The organism is Allopusillimonas ginsengisoli (genome assembly GCF_004153455.1).
Classification (GTDB): Bacteria; Pseudomonadota; Gammaproteobacteria; order Burkholderiales; family Burkholderiaceae_B; genus Allopusillimonas; species Allopusillimonas ginsengisoli.
Map to the genome: position 1 here is coordinate 98,541 of NZ_SDQE01000013.1, position 21,454 is coordinate 119,994.

Below are 21,454 nucleotides of genomic sequence, written 5' to 3' on the forward strand. Positions count from 1 at the left end.
GTGGCTATTCTTTCAATCCGATCTTCAATAGCTTGCCTGCCGATGCGTCGGTCAGCGCGTAGACATAGCCATCCGGGCCAACACGCACATCCCGGATACGTTCGTCGCGATCCTCTAGCAAACGCTCTTCATTGACCACCCGTACACCATCGAGCGTAAGCCTTATGAGCGCCTGCTCTTTCAGCGCCCCAATAAACACGGAATGCTGCCAGGCCGGAAAACGATCTGCATCATAAAATGCCATGCCTGATATCGCTGGCGATACCTTCCAGTAATACACCGGCTGCTCCGTGCCAGTAACCTCGGTACCCTTCGCTTCAGGAATGCGCAGGCCCGAGTAATTGATACCGTGGGTCGCCAGCGGCCAGCCGTAGTTCTTGCCTGCGGCCGGAATATTCAACTCGTCGCCTCCGCGCGGCCCGTGCTCATTGGTCCAAAGCTGGTCGAGCCACGGATTGAGCGCTGCCCCCTGCTGATTGCGGTGACCATAAGACCATATTTCAGGCCGTGCCTTACTGTTTCCGACAAATGGATTGTCTTCGGGAACACGACCATCTGGATAAATACGAACCACCTTGCCCTGGTGTTTATCGAGATCCTGGGCCGTTTCGCGCTGGTTGTTTTCGCCCAGGGCGATGAACAAATACCCCTTGTTGTCGAACACCAGACGCGAGCCAAAATGCGACCCCGTCGACAACTTGGGAAGCTGGCGGAATATGACGGTAAAGTCCTTCAAAGTTCGATGATCGCTGGAGAGGACGCCATAGCCCACAGCAGTCCCCGCCTTCCCGTCATCGCCCTGCTCCGCATAGGATAAGTAAACGCGTCGGCTTTCTTTGAAGTCGGGCGCAAGCGCCACGTCAAGCAAACCGCCCTGCGAGCGCGCATAGACATCGGGCACGCCTTGTATGGGATCCGACAGGCCGGCTGCAGGCTGCCACCAGCGCAAGTTGCCGGGCTTCTCTGTAATGAGTGCGCCGGCAGCATCCGGCAAAAACGCCAAGGACCAGGGATGATCAAGGCCAGTCAATAGCTCGCTGACCACGACCTCCTGTTGACCGACGGATGGCGCTGCCGCCTGTGCCACGGATGGCATGGCCACCCAGGGCAACCCGCCCCCGGCTAGCGCTATGCTCATGACGATAAGGGGCGCGCCAGCGCCGGATCGCCAATGCGGCCGTCGTCTGGAAGAGAAAGAGAGGTAAGAAAATTTCATTCTGCCGCGACTCCTTGGCGCACACACGTTTAGATCATAAAGGGCGCCGCCGCAGGTGGCAATGGGCTCGCGGTCACCTCCTTGCATGCCTATCCTGCTTGAATCGGCAGTAACAAGCCGCGTTGGCCCAAAGACGCATCAACGCGCCTGGATTCAGCGGGCGAAAAAAAAGCACTTGAATCAATTCAAGTGCTTTTCTATTACGCAGTGTTGTGGTGGGTGCTAACGGGTTCGAACCGCTGACCTACGCCTTGTAAGGGCGCCGCTCTACCAGCTGAGCTAAGCACCCGACGGATATTAAACCCTGCCGGCCACTATTGCTGCGCAACGAGATAAGGGCAAAATTATATCTTATTGTGAGAAATTGCGCAATTTCGCGGCTCTCGCCCTTTCGGCAGCTGGCGCCGGCGTGCCTGCACAACCTACCAGCTGCCGAGGCCTGTCTTGTTAGTTGACGGCGTCTTTCAGTGCCTTGCCTGGGCGGAATTTTGGCACACGAGCCTTCTTGATCTTGATGGTTTCGCCGGTACGGGGGTTACGGCCCGAGCGAGCTGCGCGTTCGGAAACGGCGAAGGTGCCGAAGCCAACGAGCGTTACCGTACCTTTCTTTTTAAGCGTCGTTTTCACGGCGCCGATAAAAGCCTCGAGCGCGCGGCCGGCGTCGGCCTTCGACAGATCGGCTTTGGTAGAGATATGTTCGATAAGCTCTGTTTTATTCATTTAAGGATTACCCCTAGAAGTTTGTTTTAACCAAAGCCATCCGGAGACGGACTTGGCTTCTTGATTGAGAAATACTGCCCACGATGTGTACATCAAGTAGTACCCACAAACGACAATGTGGGCGCAACCAGCTTGCGTTTCCGCGCCGGTTGGCTAACGCGTATTAAGCCTTTGAATAAAACGCGTGTCAAGAGGCAAACTGCTGAAAACCCGCATATTTACTCACTTTTCTGAACTTCTACAACACCAGAATAAATTTTTTCGAAACTTTACCATCTGGCTATGTTGATAAAGGTTCTGTTGTGCTAGCGTTAGCTGTGTGCCAATGCCTGATTGAAATCTTCAATCAAATCCTCGATATCCTCTATGCCTACGGACACCCGCAGCAGGTTATCTGAGATTCCCATCTGTGCCCGCCGCTCCGGCCCCATCTCGTAGTAGATGGTATGTGCGACGGGCAGCACCAACGTGCGGTTGTCGCCCAAATGCGTAGCCAATACAAGCACCTGCAAGCGATTCAGAAACTCGAACACATCAATATCGCCCGCCAGCTCTATCCCCATGAGCCCGCCGTAGCGACCACCAAACAACGACGTAGCCCGCTCATGCTGCGCATGGCTGTCCAAGCCCGGGTAATACACCTTGGCCACCTTGGGAAGCGCCGACAAATGATCGGCCAGCGATAAGGCGTTGTCACAAATCCGATGCATGCGCAGCGCCAATGTTTCAGCGCCCGTGGCGTGGCGATGCGCCGCATCCGAAGACAGCGTGCCCCCCATGTCCCTGAGCCCTTTCTTCTTGATCTGCGTCAAGCCCCAACTGGTTGACTTGCCTTTGCGATAGGGCTCAGCGATATTCGGATAGTCAGCCCAGTCATACAAACCGGTATCCGTAACGGCGCCGCCCAGCGCATTGCCATGGCCACCCACGTGCTTGGACAAGGCATTGACCACGAGCGAAGCGCCGACGTTGCGGCCCTTGAACAAGATAGGCGATGTAAGGGTGCCATCAATGACATAGACCAGGTTCTTCTCACCACAGAAATCGCCTATACCTTGCAGGTCGGCGACCTGGGTGCCAGGATTGGCCAGTGTCTCGGTAAACACCATGCGTGTTTGGGGTCGCCACGCATTGCGCACGTTGGCCGCGTCGGTGGCATCAACAAAGCTGATGTCCACGCCCAGGCCGGCTAGCGTGCCCAACAGGCTGTTGGTGTTGCCGAAAATATGCTGGCTGCAAATAAGATGATCGCCCATTTTCAGTAGAGAAAAGAACGTGGCGGTCAGCGCTGCCATACCGGTGGCAAAAGTGACGGTTCCGGCCCCCTCCTCCATCTGTGTCAGCTTGGCCTCAAGCGCCGCCGTCGTGGGGGTTCCCTGGCGCGCATAGGTAAACCCTGGCTTGCCCTGGAATACCGCGGCAAGTTCGCGTGAATCCGAAAACGCATACTCCACCGAAGTATGCATGGGCACATGAATGGCGCCGTATTCATCATTTGAACGCCGGTCTGAGTGGATGATGGTAGTGGTAAAGCCGTTCTTAGGCATATTAGTGGGCCAGAAAAAAGAGAACTAAATAAGCGTAATTTGTTTTATTTGCCGCCGGCAGAAAAGGCCTGGCGTTGCCGTACCGTTTCATACAGGCATACCGCGCTGGCGACACTGACATTAAGGCTTTCGACCGAGCCAAGCATGGGAATATGCACCAGCTCGTCGCAGGTTTCGCGTGTCAGGCGACGCATGCCCTCGCCTTCCGCGCCCATGACCCAAGCCATCGCACGCCGCGCATCGGTCTGGTGTATACCTTCAGTGGCCTCATCGTCTGTACCCACCAGCCAGACATCGCGCTCTTTCAAATCGCGCATCGTGCGAGCAAGATTCGTAACCATGATGTACGGAACCGTTTCAGCCGCGCCACAAGCCACTCGCTGCACGGTCTGGTTCAGGCCGACCGCCCGGTCACGGGGCGCGATCACGGCATGTACTCCGGCGGCATCCGCTGTCCGCAGGCACGCCCCCAAGTTGTGTGGATCGGTCACCCCATCGAGAATCAACAACAAGGGCGCGTGACCTTTGTCTTCAAGCGTGTCCAGCACTTCGTCCACATCAACCGCCAGCGAACGGGACTCAGCCAGTGCGACAACGCCCTGGTGGCGTGTACCTCGCGCCAGTCCGTCCAGCCGCTCCGCAGGGACAGGCCGCGGACGCAGGTTCGCCGCCTGGGCCTGCTGAATGAAGCCTTGCATGCGCTTGTCGCGCCGCGACGCTTCTACATAAAGCTCCTTGATGGAATCGGGCGCGTGGCGCAAACGGGCGACCACAGCGTGAAAGCCCGCCAGGACTTGAAGGGAAGACATGCTGTTCCTTATAAATAGCTCAGGATGGCATTGTAATCCTGCGCGAGGCTGCCCAATGAGCGAGCACGCCGGAACAGCTCGTCCAATGCCATACACAACCGCCTGAACGCGTTGTCGCCTTTGGCCGCTTCTGAGCAATCGACGAGCTCGTCTTGAGCATTAACGACGAGTACGCCCTCTTCCTGATTTGCGTGGTGCCGTCTCGGCCTTGGCGCTGCGCTTCGCATCCGCCCTGCGCTGGCGCGAGGTACCCTTGAGCTCTGCCGGCTTGGTGGGCGCAGCACGCTTGACCTTGCGCGGCGGCGCAGGCGAGGATTCCGACTCCAGCGCTGCCTTGAGCACCTTGAACCCCGTACCCTTGACCAGTCTGAACTCGATGCGTCGGGCTTCGAGATCCACACGAGACACCTGAACCTGTACGGCATCAGTCAGTCGGTAGCGCATCCCTGTACGCTCACCGCGTAGTTCATTCATGGACTCGTTGTACTGGAAGTAGTCCGATCCGAGCTCAGACACGTGCACCATGCCTTCAACAAACAGCGTATCCAGGGTAATGAATATGCCGAAGCTTGCCACACCAGTGACCCGACCGCTGAAGACCTCGCCCACTTTCTCTTTGACGAACCAGCATTTGAGCCACGCTTCGACATCGCGCGATGCATCGTCGGCGCGACGCTCCCGCGCGGACAGCAACAACCCGAGTTTTTCCCACAAGGCATGCTCGCGCTCGCCGCTGGGCAATGCGGCCATGCCGCTGACATCATCCAGCTCGGGGACATATCTGCGTTTGGCCAACACCCCCTTGATCACCCGATGCGTGAGCAAGTCGGGATAGCGCCGGATCGGAGAAGTGAAATGCGCATAATGCTCATAGGACAGGCCAAAGTGCCCAACCTGCTCCGGACTATATATCGCCTGCTGGAATGAACGCAGGCACATGGTCTGGATAATCTCATAATCGGGCCTGTTGCGCGCCGATTTGAGCAGTTGGGCATAATCCTCGGTATTGGGGTCATCCCCCCCGGCGAGCGAGAGTCCGAGATTGCGCAGATAGTCGCGCAGTGATTTCAGTTTCTCCGGGGTGGGACCTTCGTGTACGCGGTACAGACCCAACCGCTTGTTTCGCTTCATGAACTCGGCCGCACACGTATTGGCGGCCAACATGCACTCTTCGATCAGCTTGTGGGCATCGTTGCGGGTATAGGCCTCGATGCGTTCGATCTTGCCCAGCGGATTGCAGACGATACGCGTTTCGACCGTGTCGAAGTCGATGGCGCCACGCTTGAGTCGAGCTTCTGCGAAGAGTTGGTACAGCTCGTACAAATCCCGGATCTGAGGGATGACGTCGTTCAAGGTCTGGGCAGCCGGCCCCGAAGGCTGCTGCAGCGCCGCCCACACGTCAGTGTAAGTGGTCCGGGCGTGCGAATGAATGACCGCTTCATAAAACTGATACGCAGAGATACTGCCGCTCTTGGTGCCTGTGGCGGTGACCACCATGTCACATACCAGCACCAGCCTATCCACGTCGGGATTAAGCGAACAGATGCCGTTGGACAGCGACTCGGGCAGCATAGGAATGACACGCCTCGGGAAGTAGACGCTGGTGCCGCGATCAAAGGCATCTTCGTCCAGCGCATCGCCGGGTTTCACATAATGGCTGACATCTGCAATGGCGACGAGCAGGCGCCAACCACGCCGCCGACGCTTCTCCGTGCCCAGCTCGACTGGCATGCAGAAAACCGCATCGTCGAAATCGCGTGCGTCTTCGCCATCGATTGTAATAAAGGGGACGTCGCGAAGGTCGACACGCCCTATGATTTCCCCCGGCGTCACAACCGAAGGCAAGTCCGCAGCCTGCTTTCGGGTTTCATCGGAGAATTCGTGCGGCACATCGAACTTGCGCACTGCGATCTCGATCTCCATGCCCGGATCGTCGATCTCGCCCAACACCTCGACCACCTTGCCCAGCGGCTGGATGTGCCGCCCCGGCTGACGCACGATCTCGACGGTTACAACCTGGCCATTCTCGGCATCCCCGGTATCCGAGCTGGGGATCAGGATGTCGTGCTTGATGCGCTGATCCTCGGGCACCACAAGATAGGCGCCCCGCTCCTTGAGAAAACGCCCGACCAGCCGGTTGGTACGCCGTTCGACGACCTCGACAATAGTGGCTTCCGGCTTGCCCCGGTACTCACCATCAGGCTTGGCCAACACACGATCGCCGTGCAATACCTTGAGCATTTCACGAGGCGACAGAAACAGGTCCGGACCGCCATCTTCACGCAGCAAAAATCCAAAGCCATCACGATGACCCTGAACTTTGCCTGCGATGAAATTCAGCTGCGCGTTCGGCAGTACTTGCCCTTTGGCATTAAAAAGCACCTGGCCGTCGCGTTCCATCGCGTTAAGCCGGCGCTCAAACCCCACAGAAGGTAGCGTGGTGCCCAATGCCTTGGCCAATGCCTTGGGCGCGATAGGCTTGTCGGAAGAACGCAGTTGCTGAAGAATGGCTTCCCGGGTGGGAACTTCAGGATCGAAATCCGGCGGCAAGTCCAGCTGACTAGTTTCGGCATCAATATTGTCGGACTCTGTTTTCGATTTTTTAACCAAAAGTGATTTCCATTCTTTAAAAATTTAGTTTATACTTTGCGCCTCTTAAAGTTGTAGGCGCAATACGCAACAGTAATCGGTAAAGCGTTAGCATACACTTTATGCCCAGGTGGCGGAATTGGTAGACGCGCATGGTTCAGGTCCATGTGCCGCAAGGTGTGGAGGTTCGAGTCCTCTCCTGGGCACCACCCGATACAAAAAATGGCTGTCGCAAGACAGCCATTTTTCATTTGGCCCGGGAAGCGATGCGCCTGCGCGCATCGCGTGAGGACGAGAAAGGCCGGGCCTGCCTGCCCGGCCGGGGTCGCGCCTGTGTGACCGAGTCCTCTCCTGGGCACCACCCGATACAAAAAATGGCTGTCGCAAGACAGCCATTTTTCATTTGGCCCAGGAAGCGATGCGCCTGCGCGCATCGCGCGAGGACGAGAAAGGCCGGGCCTGCCTGCCCGGCCGGGGTCGCGCCTGTGTGACCGAGCCCTCTCCTTCACGTCAAGGGTGGATCCTGGACCGACTCGCCCGATGCCGTGCCCGTCTGCGGATTGGTTGGCGCTGCCACGGTAACAGGTTGCGTCGCATGCAAAGCCAGATCGGCTCGCCGCAAACGGCCCAAAATCTCAAACATCAATGCACTACGTACGCGGGATGCGCTGCGCGGCGAACTCACGTAACACGAGGCAGAAAACGCCAGACTGGTTTCGTTGAATCCATCCAGTGTTACAGAGGGCGCCGGCTTTTCCAGTACCTCGCGCTGCTGCACCATGGCATCCATCATGATGTCGCGCACCGCATCCGCATTCACGCCGACATCCATATTGAACTTCAGGGCCACTACCCCAAGCGGATTGGCCATGGTTACGTTGCGTACCTTCTTGGTGATGAACTCAGAATTCGGGACAATCATGGTGGACCGATCGAACATTTCTATTTCGGTCGCACGGGCACTGATTTTGCGCACATTACCTTCGACGCCATCAAGGCTAACCCAGTCACCGACCTTGATGGGCCTTTCAGCCACCAGAATGACACCCGACACGAAATTCTGCACAACCGCCTGCAAGCCAAAACCGATACCCACCGACAACGCGCTGACAATCCAGGCCATGCGCTCCAAGCCTATACCCAACGACGAAACGGCGATCACGACCACTGCAAAGTAAGCCAGATACCCCAGCAGATTCGCTGTAGGCGTACGCATGCTTTCATCCAGCCGCGTAACAGGCAGAAACTGGTCCGTCACCCACGCTCTCAATATCCTGACGGTATACGCGCCGACCAACAGGACCGTCATGGTGAGCAGAATGGAAGTGGGCTTGATGGACACTTCTCCCACCTGGAAACCAGCAGTCAGGAACGCCAGACGGCGCTGCAGCCAATCGTCAGGTGCTTCGCCGAAAGGCAACAGAAGCAGCGTGATCGCGAACAAAATAAGCGCCAGACGCAGGGTGCCTGAAACCAACACCAGCAATTGACTGCGAATTCTGGCCTGCTGTGCATTGAGGTGCTCAGCCGCCAGATCATCCCTGACTCTGGCCACCAGGCTGTCAAAGATATCGGTAACCAGCACCACCAACAAATACGTGGTGCACCCCACCATGCCCAACCAGATAATCTCCTGTGCGACAAGACTGCTGAAGGCGACAAAACCCAGGAGAAAAGCGGCAAGACTTACCGCGATGACCGCCACCAGCACAGAAGGAGCGCTGCGCGCCCAGGGGGATACCGGCGCGGCCACGCCAGCCTCGCCCTCCTGGGCAGCCAGGCGCGCCAGCTTGCGCACGCTGGATCGCAGCTTCCACGCTGCAAAGCCGATCAGAATATTCAGTGTCAAGGTCATCAACCCGTTCACCAGAACGGTCGTGCTCAGCGTGGCGTTGACGAGCTCAAGCAAGCGCTGGACAACCCAGGCCATGGCGATGGTGACGGCGAACAGCGCAGGCAGCCATGCCAGCTTCTTGGCCAGCCTGTCTGTTATTTGTGGCAGCCGCCAGCTGGGCCGTCGCGGCGAGAGCAAAACCGTTCCCAATCCTGCCACAAAGCCCGCGAGGTAGAAGGCCGCCATGCATTGCACAAGAAAGGTTTGAAGCGGCCCTTCGATTTTGTCGTTCCAGCGCAATATGTAGAGCGCGATCGAAGCCAGCAGGCCCGGCACCAGCGTATACAGAATAACCGTCAGCACCGCAAAGATGGAACGCCGCAAACGTGTGGGTTTTGTATGGCTTATAGTGAATGCGGCAAGCCCTCTTCGTGCTGTTTCCGCGCTGACCAACAGCGCCAATGCCAGCAGAATCGCCAGAGACCATATCCGCGGCGGCACTTGATGCAACTGCTCGGTGAGCTGGCCCAGCAGACCCGACAACCGTTCGATGTCCCGCGGCGCGTCGCGCCGCGTATCACGCCAGAAAGCGTCCGTCAGTATGGATTGCGAGCGCTGGCCCAGTTCAGCCTGGAACCGCATCCGCCGCAGCTGTGAGACATTATCCTGGCCCTGCCTGGCCTCGACGCCCAACAGGCGCGCCAATTTTATCTGCGCATCCAGCGCCGTTTGGCGCTTGGTAAGCTGCGCGCGCTGCTGCGCAATATCTGGCGGTTCGGGCGCATCAGTTGTGGGCGTACCCAATTGTTTGAGCCTGGCCTGCACACTGGCCAGCTCAGGTTCCTGCTGCGCAACAATATCGTCGGCGGTGGATTGGGCGTCCTGCAACGCGTCGCGCATGCGCGCCAGGGCGACATCGTCAACATTCTGCGTCTTGTCCTGGAGCTTGTCCTGAATCTGCTTGACGGCCTTCTGGGTCTTGTCGAGCACGCCATCCACGTTCTCGATCGCGCGAGGCGCCGCTTGAACCTGGGCGCGGGGCTGTTCCTGTGCCTGCGCCCAAGCCATCGGACCGTTCAGGCCCAGCAGAAGCAGCGGCAAAAGAATGAAAAGGGAGCAAGTCTTGAAAAAACGCGTCATGCGTTGAACAGTGAAACCAGGAAACCCAAGCTTGCCACATCATTCAATCACTTGCCAAGCAGAACACAGAAGCTTTTTCGGTCACTGTGCAACCAGGTTAGACAAGCGAAACCTGCTGTCACAGCGAAGTGCGCCGCGCCCTGAAGGCGGAGATATTGCGCGCCAAATATTTATATATGATAATGCGTCTCATTACTGTTTTTCTTAATGGATGTATCACCATGAACACGGTCCGCCGACACTTCCTCCAGTATTTTTCCGGTGCCGCCCTGGCGTTCCTGCTCGTCACCACTCATCTTCCTGCCTCCGGCGGCACGCCACTAAGCAAGCCGCTCAAAGTCGTCACAACAACCGCCATGCTGGCCGATGCCGTTCAACATGTCGGAGGCGCCCGGGTCGAGGTCACCGCGCTCATGGGCGCTGGTGTCGATCCTCACCTCTACCGCCAGACGCACGCGGATGTCACTCGTCTCAAACGCGCCGATCTCGTTATTTATCACGGCCTGCATCTTGAAGCCCAGCTGGCCTCGCTGATGCAAGACCTCGCCCGCCACAAGCCAGTCGTCGCCCTGGCCGAGGCACTCCCCAGGCAGGCCCTGCTCGCAGACGAAGACCACCCCGAGTTCTACGACCCCCATGTCTGGATGGATCCTTCGTTATGGCAAGAAGTGGTTCTGGCAGCGCGAGACACACTGATCGACCAGGATCCTGCCGGAAGGCAGGTCTATACTGCGCGGGCAGCCACCTACATCAACGAAATCAACACAGCCAACACACGCATCACAACCCTGCTGCATTCGATACCTGCACCAGATCGCGTGTTGGTCACTGCGCATGACGCTTTCCGCTACTTTGGCCGGGCATATGGCTATGAAGTGCTATCCATACAAGGTATTTCTACCGAAAGCGAAGCCAGCCTGCACCAGATCGAGCAGCTCGTGGACACCCTGGTCCAGCGACGCATCCCAGCTGTTTTCGTTGAGTCCTCCGTGCCCGAACAGCATGTGCGCGCACTCACCGAAGGCGCCAGGGCGCGGCATCATCACCTGATCATCGGCGGGGAACTCTATTCCGATGCAATGGGCCGCCCAGGCACGCCAGAAGGCACCTATATCGGCATGATCGAACATAACGCACGCACCATCTCGCAGGCGCTGTCCAGATCATGAGTATGCTCTTGCGCCTGCTCGCGCGGCATTGGTCCGAACACGCCCAACAAGCCGCGCTACCTGTTCCCGCGGCGCATGCCCTTATCGGACAAGCCGCTGACCCAGGAGCCCACGCCAATGCGCTGGTCATCAAGGGATTAACGGTCAGCTATGGCAATGCACCAGCCCTATTCTCCGTGGATTTCTCCGTTCCTGCCGGCACCATGGGCGCCATCGTCGGTCCTAATGGTGCGGGCAAATCCACGCTCGTCAAGGCGGCGCTAGGCATTGTGCCCCGCATAAGCGGGGATGTGCGGGTATTCGGCCAACCTGTGTCCGGCGCCTTGCACCGCATTGCCTACGTGCCTCAGCGAGCCAGCGTAGACTGGGATTTCCCCGCCACCGCGGCAGACGTCGTGCGTATGGGGCTATATCGACAAGCTGGCTGGCTTCGTTGGTGGCGCCGCATGCCTCGCGACGTCGTTCTGCACTGCCTGGATCGTGTGGGCATGCAACACTTTGCCACGCAGCAAATAGGACAACTGTCTGGCGGCCAACAGCAACGCGTGTTCATGGCGCGAGCCCTGGCGCAACAAGCTGACCTCTATGTACTGGACGAACCCTTCGCGGGTGTGGATGCAGCCACCGAGCGCACGATTGTGCACGTTCTACAATCCCTGGCACGCGACGGCAAAACAATACTCTGCGTTCATCACGACCTCGCCACGGTTCCAGACTACTTCCAGCACGTCCTGCTACTGAATGTACGCCGCATCGCCGCAGGCCCGGTGCACGAAGTCTTTACGCCGGATCACCTGCAGCAAACCTATGGCGGCAGGCTGGCCGCTGCACAATTGGATAGCCTGACCAGCGCTTTGGCCGCCGGCCCGTCTCGCATTGCCTCCCCTCCCTCCTCTTCGTCATGAGCGTTCTGCTAGATGCCATACTCTTGCGAGCCGGCTACAACACCGCCGTTGTGTGTGCTGGCGCCGCAATGCTGGGCGCAGCGGCGGGGATAATCGGCAGCTTCATCCTGCTTCGCCACCGTTCGCTTGCCACCGACGCCGCCGGTCATGCCACCTTGCCAGGGCTCGCGCTAGCGTTCATCTTCATGGCGCTCACTTCGGGAGACGGGCGCTCACTGCCCGCGCTCATGACGGGCGGGGCCATCAGCGCCGGCCTCGGCCTGATGTGCATTCATGCTCTCTCTAGCCGTACCCGGTTACACGAAGATACTGCGATCGGCACCGTCCTGTCCGTTTTTTTCGGTGCAGGCGCCGTACTGCTCACCATCGTTCAAAACCTGCAAACAGGCCGGCAAGCCGGACTCAGCAACTATTTACTCGGGTCAGCAGCCGGAATGCTGCGCCACGAAGCTGAACTCATTGCCGCGCTTGCATTGTCCACGGCCGTCGTCGTGTGCATCTTGCATCGTGCATTGACCACGCTCAGTTTCGATAAAACATTTGCTCACATGCAAGGTTTACCTGTAGGCCTGCTCGAGTTCATCCTGACCGCTCTGCTGCTCACGCTCGTCGTCACCAGTCTCAAGATTGTGGGCCTGGTCCTAAGCGTTGCCCTGGGCATCACTCCCGCCGTATCAGCCCGCTTCTGGACCAATCGCTTACACGTCATGGTGCCCATCGCCGCAATTATCGGCGCGGCAGGCGGCTACACCGGCGCGGCCATCTCGGCCATCACGCCCCAACTGCCCACTGGCGCGGTCATCGTGCTCGTCCTGTTTATGCTGTTCCTGCTGTCACTGCTGCTTGCGCCCGCGCGTGGGTTGTTGGCAACGGCCCTGCGCCATCAGGCCTACCGCCGCCGCGTTCACAAGCGTCAGGGCCTGCTCGCCCTGTTTCATGGCGAACCTGTTTACGATGGCCTCACGCTACGCTTGATGCGCCGGGCAGGCTGGATAAGACGCGATGCGGTTCCGACACCTGCCGGCTACGAGGCGGCTCACGCAGCATGGCAAGAAGAAGCGCTCTGGAACCTGTATCTGTCACATTACCCTGGTGATGCTGCAGCGCTTGAACATCATCGTGTCATGCCCATATCGAAAGTTCTTTCGCCCGATGCGCTCGCAGAGCTCGAGCGCACGCTGCAGGACTCTTCTCCAAAATCATTGGGCGCCGCAACATGACCACTGAATTCATTCAAATTAGTCTGGCTCCGCTAATCATTGCCTTGCTTGCTGGCCTGGCCTGCGCTCTTCCGGGCAACTTCCTCGTACTCAGGCGCCAGAGCCTGATTGGCGATGCCATCAGCCATGTCGTGCTGCTGGGTGTGGTTGGCGCATTTGTAATAACGGGTTCATTGGCCAACGGGCCCATGCTGGCGGGCGCGGCCTGCTCGGCCCTGCTCGCCGTGGGGTTGATCGAAGCCATACAGCGACTTGGCCGAATCGAACCCGGAGCGGCCATGGGCGTTGTCTTTACCGCCATGTTCGCGCTGGCGGTCCTCTGGTTGGAGCAATCTCACAGTAGCTCCGTGCATCTTGACGTAGAGCATGTCCTGTTCGGCAATCTGGAAAGCCTGCTCTGGCTGGATGCCACCGGCTGGGCTTCGCTGCTTGATCCAGCTGCCTTGAGCAAGCTGCCGCCCGCAGTGCATAGGCTGGCGTGGGCCACCACAACGATCGCGACGCTCGCCGTCCTGTTCTGGCGTCCACTGGCAGCCAGCACCTTCGACCCTGGGTTTGCAGCCAGCACTGGCGCCAGGCCACGGCTGGTCAGTACAGGCCTGTTGGCTGTCGTCGCGATCGCCACGGTATCAGCCTTTTTGGCTGTCGGCGCCATCATTGTGGTTGCCATGCTCATCTGCCCAGCCGCAACGGCAAGGCTGATCACCAACCGGCTTGCCGCCCAAGTTGCCTGGAGCCTGGCGCTCAGCGCGATCGCCACCACGGGGGGCTACACCCTTGCCGCCTGCGGCCCTCACTGGCTGGGGCAAAACTTCAGCGTCAGCGCTGCAGGCATGATCGCTGCCACCAGCGGCCTGCTCCTGCTCGTTGCTGCCGTTTTCGGCCCTTGCCGCAAAAGCGTGTCCTGACCCAGCCTCCCATCAAAATAAAGGTAAGCGGGGTGATAAAATCCCCGGCTGTCTCTTGCCTGCGGCCAAAGCACAGACTGTCCCGCGCCTTCGCAAAGGCCTGCAACGCTCCCCCTGGCTTGTAAATTTCCCCATCGTTGGGGGAGCAGAGAGATATTTTTTCACGCAAGGCACACGCCCGCAGCCGGAGTTCTCAATGCATCAAACAGGTACGCAAAACCCTGTCATCCAGTTCATCAAACACGGCAGCCTTGTGCTGCAGATACTGATCGGCCTGATCGCCGGTACGCTCGTTGCTGTCCTGTTTCCTGGCCTGGCGACCAACGTCGCACTTCTGGGCGACCTCTTTATCGGCGCGCTCAAATCAGTCGCCCCCATACTGGTATTTGTACTGGTAACCGCGTCAATTGCCAATCACAAGCGGGGGCAGAAAACCAGGATGGGCGCTATCTTGTTTCTGTACCTTATTGGCACCTTCCTGGCTGCCCTAGTGGCGGTGATCGCCAGTTTCGCGTTTCCGCTCACCATTACGCTAAAGCAAACGTCGGAAACCCTGAATCCACCCGGTGGCGTGGCAGAGGTACTCAGCACCTTGCTAGGCAATATTGTCGACAACCCTATCACCGCTTTGGGCAACGCGAACTACATGGGCATCCTCGCCTGGGCGGTTGGGCTGGGACTCGCCCTGCGCCATGCTCACGGCGCATCCAAGACATTCATGGGAGATATCTCTCAAGCACTCTCGCTGATTGTTCGGGCCGTCATACGCCTGGCCCCATTGGGCATTTTCGGGTTGGTCGCAGCCACCGTCGCGGAAACCGGCTTCGATGCTCTACTCGGCTACGCCCATCTTCTGGCAGTGTTGCTCGGCAGCATGCTGTTCGTCGCGCTGGTCGTCAACCCCCTCATTGTTTTCGTCAAAATCCGCCACAATCCGTATCCTCTGGTGTTTACCTGCTTGCGCGAAAGCGGCATTACCGCGTTTTTCACGCGCAGTTCAGCTGCCAACATTCCCGTGAATCTCGCGCTGTGTAAAAAGCTTGGGCTGCCTGAAGACACTTATTCGGTATCCATTCCCTTGGGCGCCACCATCAATATGGCAGGCGCCGCCGTCACCATCACCGTTCTCACGCTCGCGGCAGTCAACACACTGGGCATACAAGTCGATGTGCCAACGGCACTATTGCTCAGTCTACTTGCATCAGTATGCGCCTGCGGCGCATCAGGCGTCGCGGGCGGCTCTCTGCTACTGATCCCGCTCGCCTGCAGTTTGTTCGGCATCCCGGACAGTCTGGCGATGCAGGTGGTGGGCGTGGGCTTTATCATTGGCGTACTGCAAGACTCCACTGAAACCGCGCTCAACTCATCCACCGATGTACTGTTCACAGCCGCCGGCAGTTACTCAGATCGAACCGTCCCGATTCAGGACTAGCACTCCAGATTCACAGTGCCAGACGCGCGCCAGCGCGGTTTAAATACGTACAATGTGTGCATTCACGATGCCGGATATCAATATGCCTATTATCGGAACTCCACTCTCCCCTTCAGCGACCCGTGTCATGCTGCTGGGCTCGGGCGAACTCGGCAAAGAAGTCATGATTGCCCTACAGCGCCTCGGCGTGGAAACAATCGCCGTCGACCGCTACGATCACGCGCCGGGCCATCAGGTCGCCCACCATGCCCACACGATCGACATGAGCGACCCTGAGCAGTTGCGCGCGCTGATCGAATCCGAAAGGCCCGACATTGTCGTACCCGAGATCGAAGCCATCGCCACGGCTACGCTGGAAAGCCTGGAGGCCCAAGGCCTTGTGCGCGTTATTCCTACTGCCCGCGCAGCCAGACTGACCATGGATCGCGAAGGCATACGCAGACTGGCGGCCGAAACCCTTGGCGTGCCTACAAGCCCCTATTGCTTCTGCGAGTCGCCGGACGCATTACGCAGCGCAATCGATGATGGCATAGGCTACCCTTGCATTATCAAACCAGTCATGAGCAGCTCGGGCAAGGGTCAAAGCAAACTCAATGGCCCTGAAGACCTGCAACAGGCCTGGGATTACGCGATGGCAGGTGGCCGGGTAAGCCATGGAAGAGTAATTGTCGAAGGCTTTGTCGATTTTGACTATGAAATTACACTCCTTACCGTGCGAGCCCTTGACGCCGATGGCAATGCCCAGACCCATTTTTGCGAGCCTATCGGACACGCTCAAGTCGCGGGAGATTATGTAGAAAGCTGGCAACCCCAAGCAATGAACCCGGAAGCCCTGCGCAAGGCGCAACACATCGCACAAGCCGTCACTCAGGATTTGGGTGGGCTGGGTGTATTTGGCGTAGAGTTCTTCATCAGGGGCGAGGAGGTTTGGTTCAGCGAGGTAAGCCCGCGCCCGCATGATACTGGCCTGGTAACCATGATCAGTCAGTGGCAAAGTGAATTTGAACTGCACGCGCGTGCCATCTTGGGCCTACCTGTCAGCACTGCCTTGCGGGCTGCCGGCGCCAGTGCGGTGATTTACGGTGGCGTCGATGCCAAGGACGTCGTTTTCGAGGGTGTAGGGGATGCGCTGGGTGTGCCTCAAACTGAACTGCGTTTGTTTGGCAAACCCGAAAGCTATGTACGCCGCCGAATGGGCGTCGCGCTAGCCTACGACGATACGGTTGACGCAGCCAGAGCGCGCGCGCAACGAGCTGCCAGCAGCATAAAAATAAAACCGGCGGCCAGCCTATAACTGCTGGCATTACAAGGGGTGCTGGGCGGCCCGCACTGCGTCCAACGCGTCTGGGTGATCTACCAATACACACTGCTTACCTGTCCGCTTGCAGTGATCGCGCACCCGCCAGAAAGCATCATGGCTGACGCAACCCGTTTGGCAAATGACCAAATCAGCCACCGCCAGACTGGCTTCAAGCACAGCCTGGTCAGTGCCATCGTGCTGCATAAAACGCCCGCCCACTGTTTCTATCGCCGCACGGGCTGCGCCTGTCGCGGCTTGATCTCCTCCCACGCATAAAACAGCCCGCGCTTTGTTCACTGGCACAACGGAAGGCTTGGCCGCCGGAATACTGCGCCGGGCAACGACCGGCATCTGGGGCCATAACAATGCATTGCGCTCGCGCAACAGGGCCTGTATGCGCGCGGCAAGCTGTTCGATATGCCTTGCCAGCACAAAACGCTTGGGCAGGTCTGGGTGGGCATCCATCAGACGGGCGTGATCCTCGCGCTGCCAAGCCAGTGCCGTATCACGAAGCATCACTTCCGCACGCAACTGCATGACTTGGGTTTCGAGTGCGTTAATGTGAGCAACCTGCTTAGCCAACGCCTGACTGCATCGCTGCTGCACCCGTCCATACTCTGCCAACAGCACCTGATGCTCACGGCACAGGCTGTTCTCATCACCGGATGTCATGACCATGGGGCGCCTACCTCGCTATTGAGTGCCTACTGGAGGCTATATATTGCATGTGCCGCCAATAGTATCAAATTAATAAATGAGAATCATTACAACCTTATAGCACTGTGGTGTGTAGTCCAGGCGAACAACCAGTCTATTGACATGGACAATACCAGCCACAGTCAGCGCGCCGCACTTTAAGCCATCTGGTGAAGATGAACCGTCCCCCTATTCTTCCCAGGCAGGATTCCATACCGCTTCCCACACATGGCCGTCAGGATCCTGAAAATAACCGGCATACCCGCCCCAGAAGGTTTCATGCGCTGGCTTGATGATCGCCGCTCCGGCGTTTTCCGCCAAGTGCATGATCTCATCGACTTCAACCTTTGAAGATACGTTATGCCCGAACGTCATTTCGGTTGCGCTCGGAGAATTAAGCGGCAGCCCAGTGTCGTGTGCAATGCTTGAACGCGGCCATAGCGCCAAGCGCAGATCCGGCTGCATATCGATGAAGGCCACGGCGCCGTGTTCAAACTCTTTGCCGATAATTCCTTCGGTTTTGAAACCAAGGCCATCCCGGTAGAAGCTCAGCGATCTGTCGAGGTCATCAACGCCGATGGTGATCACAGTAATCCTCGGCTGCATTCCTCGCCTCCTTGCTTGGCATGAGTCCTTAAATGTCGTGTCCCGTGTGCCGGGGATAAGCCGAATTCTGCATCATAAACAATGAAATGTTTGGCCCCCCGTCAAACTGGGAAATCAGTCGCCTCGGAAGCCGCACGCCAGATATCCAGATCCTTACGCACCTCCTGCATCTTCTGCTCGGCAAGCGCATTGGCGATTTTCCCGGCAAACAGATGGACAGGGGCCTTTACAGCGGCTGCCGCTTGAAGTATTAATTCGGCCACCTTTTCAGGGTCACCAGCCTGCTTGCCATCCAGCTCGTTAAGATGAAGATCCAGAGAGGCTTGTGCATCCACGTAATCCGCAATTGACCGTTGGGCAACCACAAGACTGTCCTTGAACAGAAAACCTGCCACGAGCGGCACCTGTGATGAACCAGACATTTTCAGTTTTGGTGTGTTGTTGCATGGGATGATATTCCTCTAGGTTATTTGATCTACTCAACAGCAAGGCCCACGCAGCGATCGGCCATGCCTACGGCAACGACCATATAGCTGGCTTAGCTGGATGTTCAGTAAGGGCTGGCTGTAGGACGCACAATGATTTCGCTGACATCCACGCTGTTCTGTTGGTCAATGGCATAGGCAATAGCCTGCGCGATTGCCTGTGGCTGCAGTGCAATACGGCGAAATTCACGCATGGAATCACGGGCCGTTTCGTCAGTGATGTGATCGGCGAGCTCCGACTCGACCACTCCCGGACTGATGACTGTCACGCGAATACAATCTGTTTCCTGCCGCAGTCCGTCAGATATAGCCCGTACTGCATATTTGCTGGCACAGTAAACCGAAGCCGTCGGAGAAACCGCATGCGCGCCGATGGAGGCGATATTGATGATCTGACCGTATTCCTGCGTCTGCATCACTGGCAACACCGAAGCAATACCATGTAGTACGCCCTTTATGTTTACATCAATTGTTTGATTCCATTCTTCAATTTTCAGCGCCGCAAGAGGGGAAAGTGGCATGACGCCAGCATTGTTTATCAACACGTCGATTCTCCCGTATTTCTCCAAGGCGAAATCGACCATTCGCTGAAAATCCTGCAGTTGGGTTACGTCCAACGCAAGGGCATCTACCGCGGCATTCTGCTCTCGCAGCTCACTACACAGCTTTGAGAGGCGCTCAGTACGGCGTGCCCCAATAATCAGACGATGTCCCAATAGTGACAAATGTCGGGCAGTAGCCTCGCCAATACCGCTGCTGGCGCCGGTCAGCAAAATGACTTTGGAGAAATTTAAGTTACAAGACTTCACGGGCAGATCCTCCGTAGCTTCCATGCCAGTTACCGTATTGAATGGATTGAACAGAGTGAAAGCTTAGGCCGGTCAGGCGGGCGAGACTAGGTCGATATCTATTTCATCATTGCCTATTCCTATCGATAAACATTTTTTTAGCGTTCTGAGTGTGATAATCACTGCATGTTTATCTAATGAAAAATTCGGTTAGCCATGTATGTTTCAGCGCCCGACCAGCAGGCAGAAATGATACGCCTGATTAAACAACTGGCTCCCCTTGAAGGACATACCAGCACACTGCTGGATGGTGTTCGCCTGATGCGCGCGAATCAGCCTTTGGGGCGAACCCCGGTGCTGTATGAGCCAAGCATTGTGATTGTCTGCCAGGGCAGTAAGCGTGGTTACCTGAACGACAAGGTTTACCGCTATGATGCGCAGCATTATCTGGTGCTTTCGGTACCGTTGCCCTTCTCGACTGAAACCCATGCAAGTCCAGAAGAGCCGATGCTGGCAATTTCGGTGCGGCTGGATATGACAGCGATAGCCGACCTGATAATCGAGGTAGATCAGCAGGCAAGCAGCCCCATTATGTCAGAGCCACTTGGCATAGTTTCAACCCCACTGGACAGCGCACTCTCTGATACGGCCTTGCGCCTGTTGAAAGTACTCATCTCTCCCATCGAAGCCAAAATACTGGGGCCGGGTATTGTCAGGGAGCTTTGTTTTCGCGTACTTAAAGGTGGCCAGGGAGGAGCGATACGTGCCGCCTTAGCCAGTCACGGCAGCTTTGGGCGGATCGCCCGTACGCTTAAGCGCATTCACGACGATTACTCACAGACTCTGGACGTAGGCTCGCTGGCACGCGAAGCAGGAATGGGTATTCCTACGTTCCATGCCCACTTTAAAGTGGTAACCGGGACCTCTCCGATCCAGTACATAAAGTCTGTCCGCCTGCACCAGGCTCGTCTGCTCATGATTCGCGATAACCTCACAGCGGCAGCCGCTGCGGCGAGAGTCGGCTATGAAAGCCCATCCCAGTTCAACAGGGAATTCAAACGTACTTTCGGGCGTAGCCCCGGAGAAGAGGCACGCGAAATGAAAACCGCCTTCGCCTTGTTGCCGGCGGCTCAGTTAGCAGGTATCGCATCCACGCACTGAACCACACATACATTCGCACGACCTGAATGGCTTCTTCGGAGATGCATCTGCCGCCCGGTCAGCGAACCTCAGCGGCCCATGCCTGGGCATCAGCGCCGGCCGGGATGCGGAGTGGGGATGACTCGAAGATGCTGATCGATACTTCTCAGTATCAGATGGAGAATACCGCACGACCTCCCAGAAATAGGGCCGCTCGAGGCCTGTCCTTACTCTCATTAATGTTACTATATGTAATATATAACAACTAAATACGCTGAGATCAAAAATGGATGAGGCTTCACACTCTCGACGCAATTTGATGATTGTGACCTGCCCCCGGAATATCCGTACAGATCAAAACTAGAGGTAAAGTTGCTTCTCAGCGCCCCGAATGGGGCGAGGAGTAGCCATGAAACGGTCAAGATTTACCGAAGAGCAGATTGCCTATGCGCTGCGATTGGCCGAGAGCGGTACGGCGGTGGTCGACGTGTGTCGGCAGCTTGGCGTGTCGGAGGCAACCTTCTACACATGGAAGAAGAAGTACGCCGATTTTGGCGTAAGCGAGTTGCGCAAGCTCAAGCAGCTCGAAGACGAAAACGCACGCCTGCGACGTATCGTTGCCGACCTGACGCTGGATAAGCAGATCCTACAGGAGGTGGTGCGAAAAAAAGTCTGAAGGCTGCCAAACGGCGCGAGCTGGCGGCCTGGATGCAAGAGCGTTTCCAGATAAGCGTGCAGCGCTCCTGCGCGCTGGCGTTGTTACAGCGCTCGACGTGGTACGCCAAGAGCCATGCGCGAGATCAAAGTGCGCTGGGCCAACGCATTCGGGACATCGCGATGAGTCGCCCGCGGTTTGGCTACCGACGGGTGCTGGTGATGCTGCATCGCGAGGGCTGGAAAGTGGGCAAGAAACGCGTTTATCGACTCTATAGCCTGGAGGGACTGCAACT

Annotated in this window: 19 protein-coding genes and 2 tRNA genes; 10 read left to right on the forward strand and 11 right to left on the reverse strand. The window is 57.5% G+C overall.

What is annotated here, in order from left to right; translation table 11 throughout:
* Positions 1–4: 4 nt before the first annotated feature.
* The 6 genes from ERE07_RS18535 to rnr form a co-directional block, all read right to left on the reverse strand.
* Positions 5–1,096: a PQQ-dependent sugar dehydrogenase gene (locus tag ERE07_RS18535; protein ID WP_167670991.1), complete on the reverse strand. Its 1,092-nt coding sequence runs from the start codon at positions 1,094–1,096 to the stop codon at positions 5–7.
* 333 nt (positions 1,097–1,429) lie between these two features.
* A tRNA-Val gene (locus ERE07_RS18540) sits at positions 1,430–1,505 on the reverse strand.
* Between the two features lie 158 nt (positions 1,506–1,663).
* Positions 1,664–1,936 carry an HU family DNA-binding protein gene (locus ERE07_RS18545; protein ID WP_129967310.1) on the reverse strand — a complete coding sequence of 91 codons (273 nt, stop codon included), beginning with the start codon at positions 1,934–1,936 and terminating at the stop codon, positions 1,664–1,666.
* A gap of 311 nt (positions 1,937–2,247) precedes the next feature.
* Positions 2,248–3,483, reverse strand: a complete 1,236-nt coding sequence (locus tag ERE07_RS18550; protein ID WP_130010532.1) for a cystathionine gamma-synthase family protein — start codon at positions 3,481–3,483, stop codon at positions 2,248–2,250.
* A 44-nt stretch (positions 3,484–3,527) separates the two neighbouring features.
* Positions 3,528–4,292 carry a 23S rRNA (guanosine(2251)-2'-O)-methyltransferase RlmB gene (gene rlmB / locus ERE07_RS18555; protein ID WP_130010533.1) on the reverse strand — a complete coding sequence of 255 codons (765 nt, stop codon included), beginning with the start codon at positions 4,290–4,292 and terminating at the stop codon, positions 3,528–3,530.
* Positions 4,293–4,451: 159 nt separating this feature from the next.
* Positions 4,452–6,902 carry a ribonuclease R gene (rnr, locus tag ERE07_RS18560; RefSeq protein ID WP_130010534.1) on the reverse strand — a complete coding sequence of 817 codons (2,451 nt, stop codon included), beginning with the start codon at positions 6,900–6,902 and terminating at the stop codon, positions 4,452–4,454.
* Between the two features lie 103 nt (positions 6,903–7,005).
* Here rnr and ERE07_RS18565 point away from each other — a divergent pair.
* Positions 7,006–7,090 (forward strand) — tRNA-Leu (locus tag ERE07_RS18565).
* 296 nt (positions 7,091–7,386) lie between these two features.
* On the opposite strand, the gene ERE07_RS18570 is transcribed toward ERE07_RS18565, so the two are convergent.
* Positions 7,387–9,855 (reverse strand): DUF3772 domain-containing protein, encoded by a 2,469-nt coding sequence (locus ERE07_RS18570; protein WP_130010535.1) that lies wholly within the window; start codon positions 9,853–9,855, stop codon positions 7,387–7,389.
* Between the two features lie 221 nt (positions 9,856–10,076).
* Between ERE07_RS18570 and ERE07_RS18575 the strand changes: the two genes are divergently transcribed.
* From ERE07_RS18575 to purT, 6 genes are all read left to right on the forward strand, one after another.
* Positions 10,077–11,024, forward strand: a complete 948-nt coding sequence (locus tag ERE07_RS18575) for a metal ABC transporter solute-binding protein, Zn/Mn family (RefSeq protein WP_130010536.1) — start codon at positions 10,077–10,079, stop codon at positions 11,022–11,024.
* On the forward strand, positions 11,021–11,929 hold the full coding sequence (locus tag ERE07_RS18580; RefSeq protein WP_209021184.1) for a metal ABC transporter ATP-binding protein: 909 nt from the start codon (positions 11,021–11,023) through the stop codon (positions 11,927–11,929). Before ERE07_RS18575 ends, ERE07_RS18580 begins: the two co-directional genes overlap by 4 nt.
* Positions 11,926–13,149: a metal ABC transporter permease gene (locus ERE07_RS18585; protein WP_130010537.1), complete on the forward strand. Its 1,224-nt coding sequence runs from the start codon at positions 11,926–11,928 to the stop codon at positions 13,147–13,149. Before ERE07_RS18580 ends, ERE07_RS18585 begins: the two co-directional genes overlap by 4 nt.
* A complete protein-coding gene (locus ERE07_RS18590) occupies positions 13,146–14,057 on the forward strand; it encodes a metal ABC transporter permease (RefSeq protein ID WP_130010538.1) in 912 nt (303 codons plus the stop codon). The genes ERE07_RS18585 and ERE07_RS18590 overlap by 4 nt, the downstream gene beginning before the upstream one ends.
* Before the next feature lie 196 nt (positions 14,058–14,253).
* Positions 14,254–15,489 carry a serine/threonine transporter SstT gene (gene sstT / locus ERE07_RS18595; RefSeq protein ID WP_130010539.1) on the forward strand — a complete coding sequence of 412 codons (1,236 nt, stop codon included), beginning with the start codon at positions 14,254–14,256 and terminating at the stop codon, positions 15,487–15,489.
* 82 nt (positions 15,490–15,571) lie between these two features.
* A complete protein-coding gene (gene purT, locus ERE07_RS18600) occupies positions 15,572–16,783 on the forward strand; it encodes a formate-dependent phosphoribosylglycinamide formyltransferase (RefSeq protein WP_130010540.1) in 1,212 nt (403 codons plus the stop codon).
* A 9-nt stretch (positions 16,784–16,792) separates the two neighbouring features.
* On the opposite strand, the gene ERE07_RS18605 is transcribed toward purT, so the two are convergent.
* The 4 genes from ERE07_RS18605 to ERE07_RS18620 form a co-directional block, all read right to left on the reverse strand.
* Entirely contained in the window at positions 16,793–17,467 is a 675-nt protein-coding gene (locus tag ERE07_RS18605; RefSeq protein ID WP_130010541.1) for a DUF2325 domain-containing protein, read from the reverse strand.
* A 207-nt stretch (positions 17,468–17,674) separates the two neighbouring features.
* On the reverse strand, positions 17,675–18,091 hold the full coding sequence (locus ERE07_RS18610; RefSeq protein ID WP_130010542.1) for a VOC family protein: 417 nt from the start codon (positions 18,089–18,091) through the stop codon (positions 17,675–17,677).
* 101 nt (positions 18,092–18,192) lie between these two features.
* Entirely contained in the window at positions 18,193–18,486 is a 294-nt protein-coding gene (locus ERE07_RS18615; protein ID WP_209021185.1) for a Rossmann-fold NAD(P)-binding domain-containing protein, read from the reverse strand.
* Positions 18,487–18,641: 155 nt separating this feature from the next.
* Positions 18,642–19,409: an SDR family oxidoreductase gene (locus ERE07_RS18620; RefSeq protein WP_130010543.1), complete on the reverse strand. Its 768-nt coding sequence runs from the start codon at positions 19,407–19,409 to the stop codon at positions 18,642–18,644.
* Positions 19,410–19,613: 204 nt separating this feature from the next.
* On the opposite strand from ERE07_RS18620, the gene ERE07_RS18625 reads away from it, so the two are divergent.
* The 3 genes from ERE07_RS18625 to ERE07_RS18635 all read left to right on the forward strand — a co-directional run.
* Positions 19,614–20,525 carry an AraC family transcriptional regulator gene (locus ERE07_RS18625; protein ID WP_130010544.1) on the forward strand — a complete coding sequence of 304 codons (912 nt, stop codon included), beginning with the start codon at positions 19,614–19,616 and terminating at the stop codon, positions 20,523–20,525.
* Between the two features lie 388 nt (positions 20,526–20,913).
* Entirely contained in the window at positions 20,914–21,180 is a 267-nt protein-coding gene (locus tag ERE07_RS18630; RefSeq protein WP_167670990.1) for a transposase, read from the forward strand.
* A 32-nt stretch (positions 21,181–21,212) separates the two neighbouring features.
* The coding region (locus ERE07_RS18635; RefSeq protein ID WP_130010546.1) for an IS3 family transposase at positions 21,213–21,454 on the forward strand (242 nt) is incomplete at its 3' end.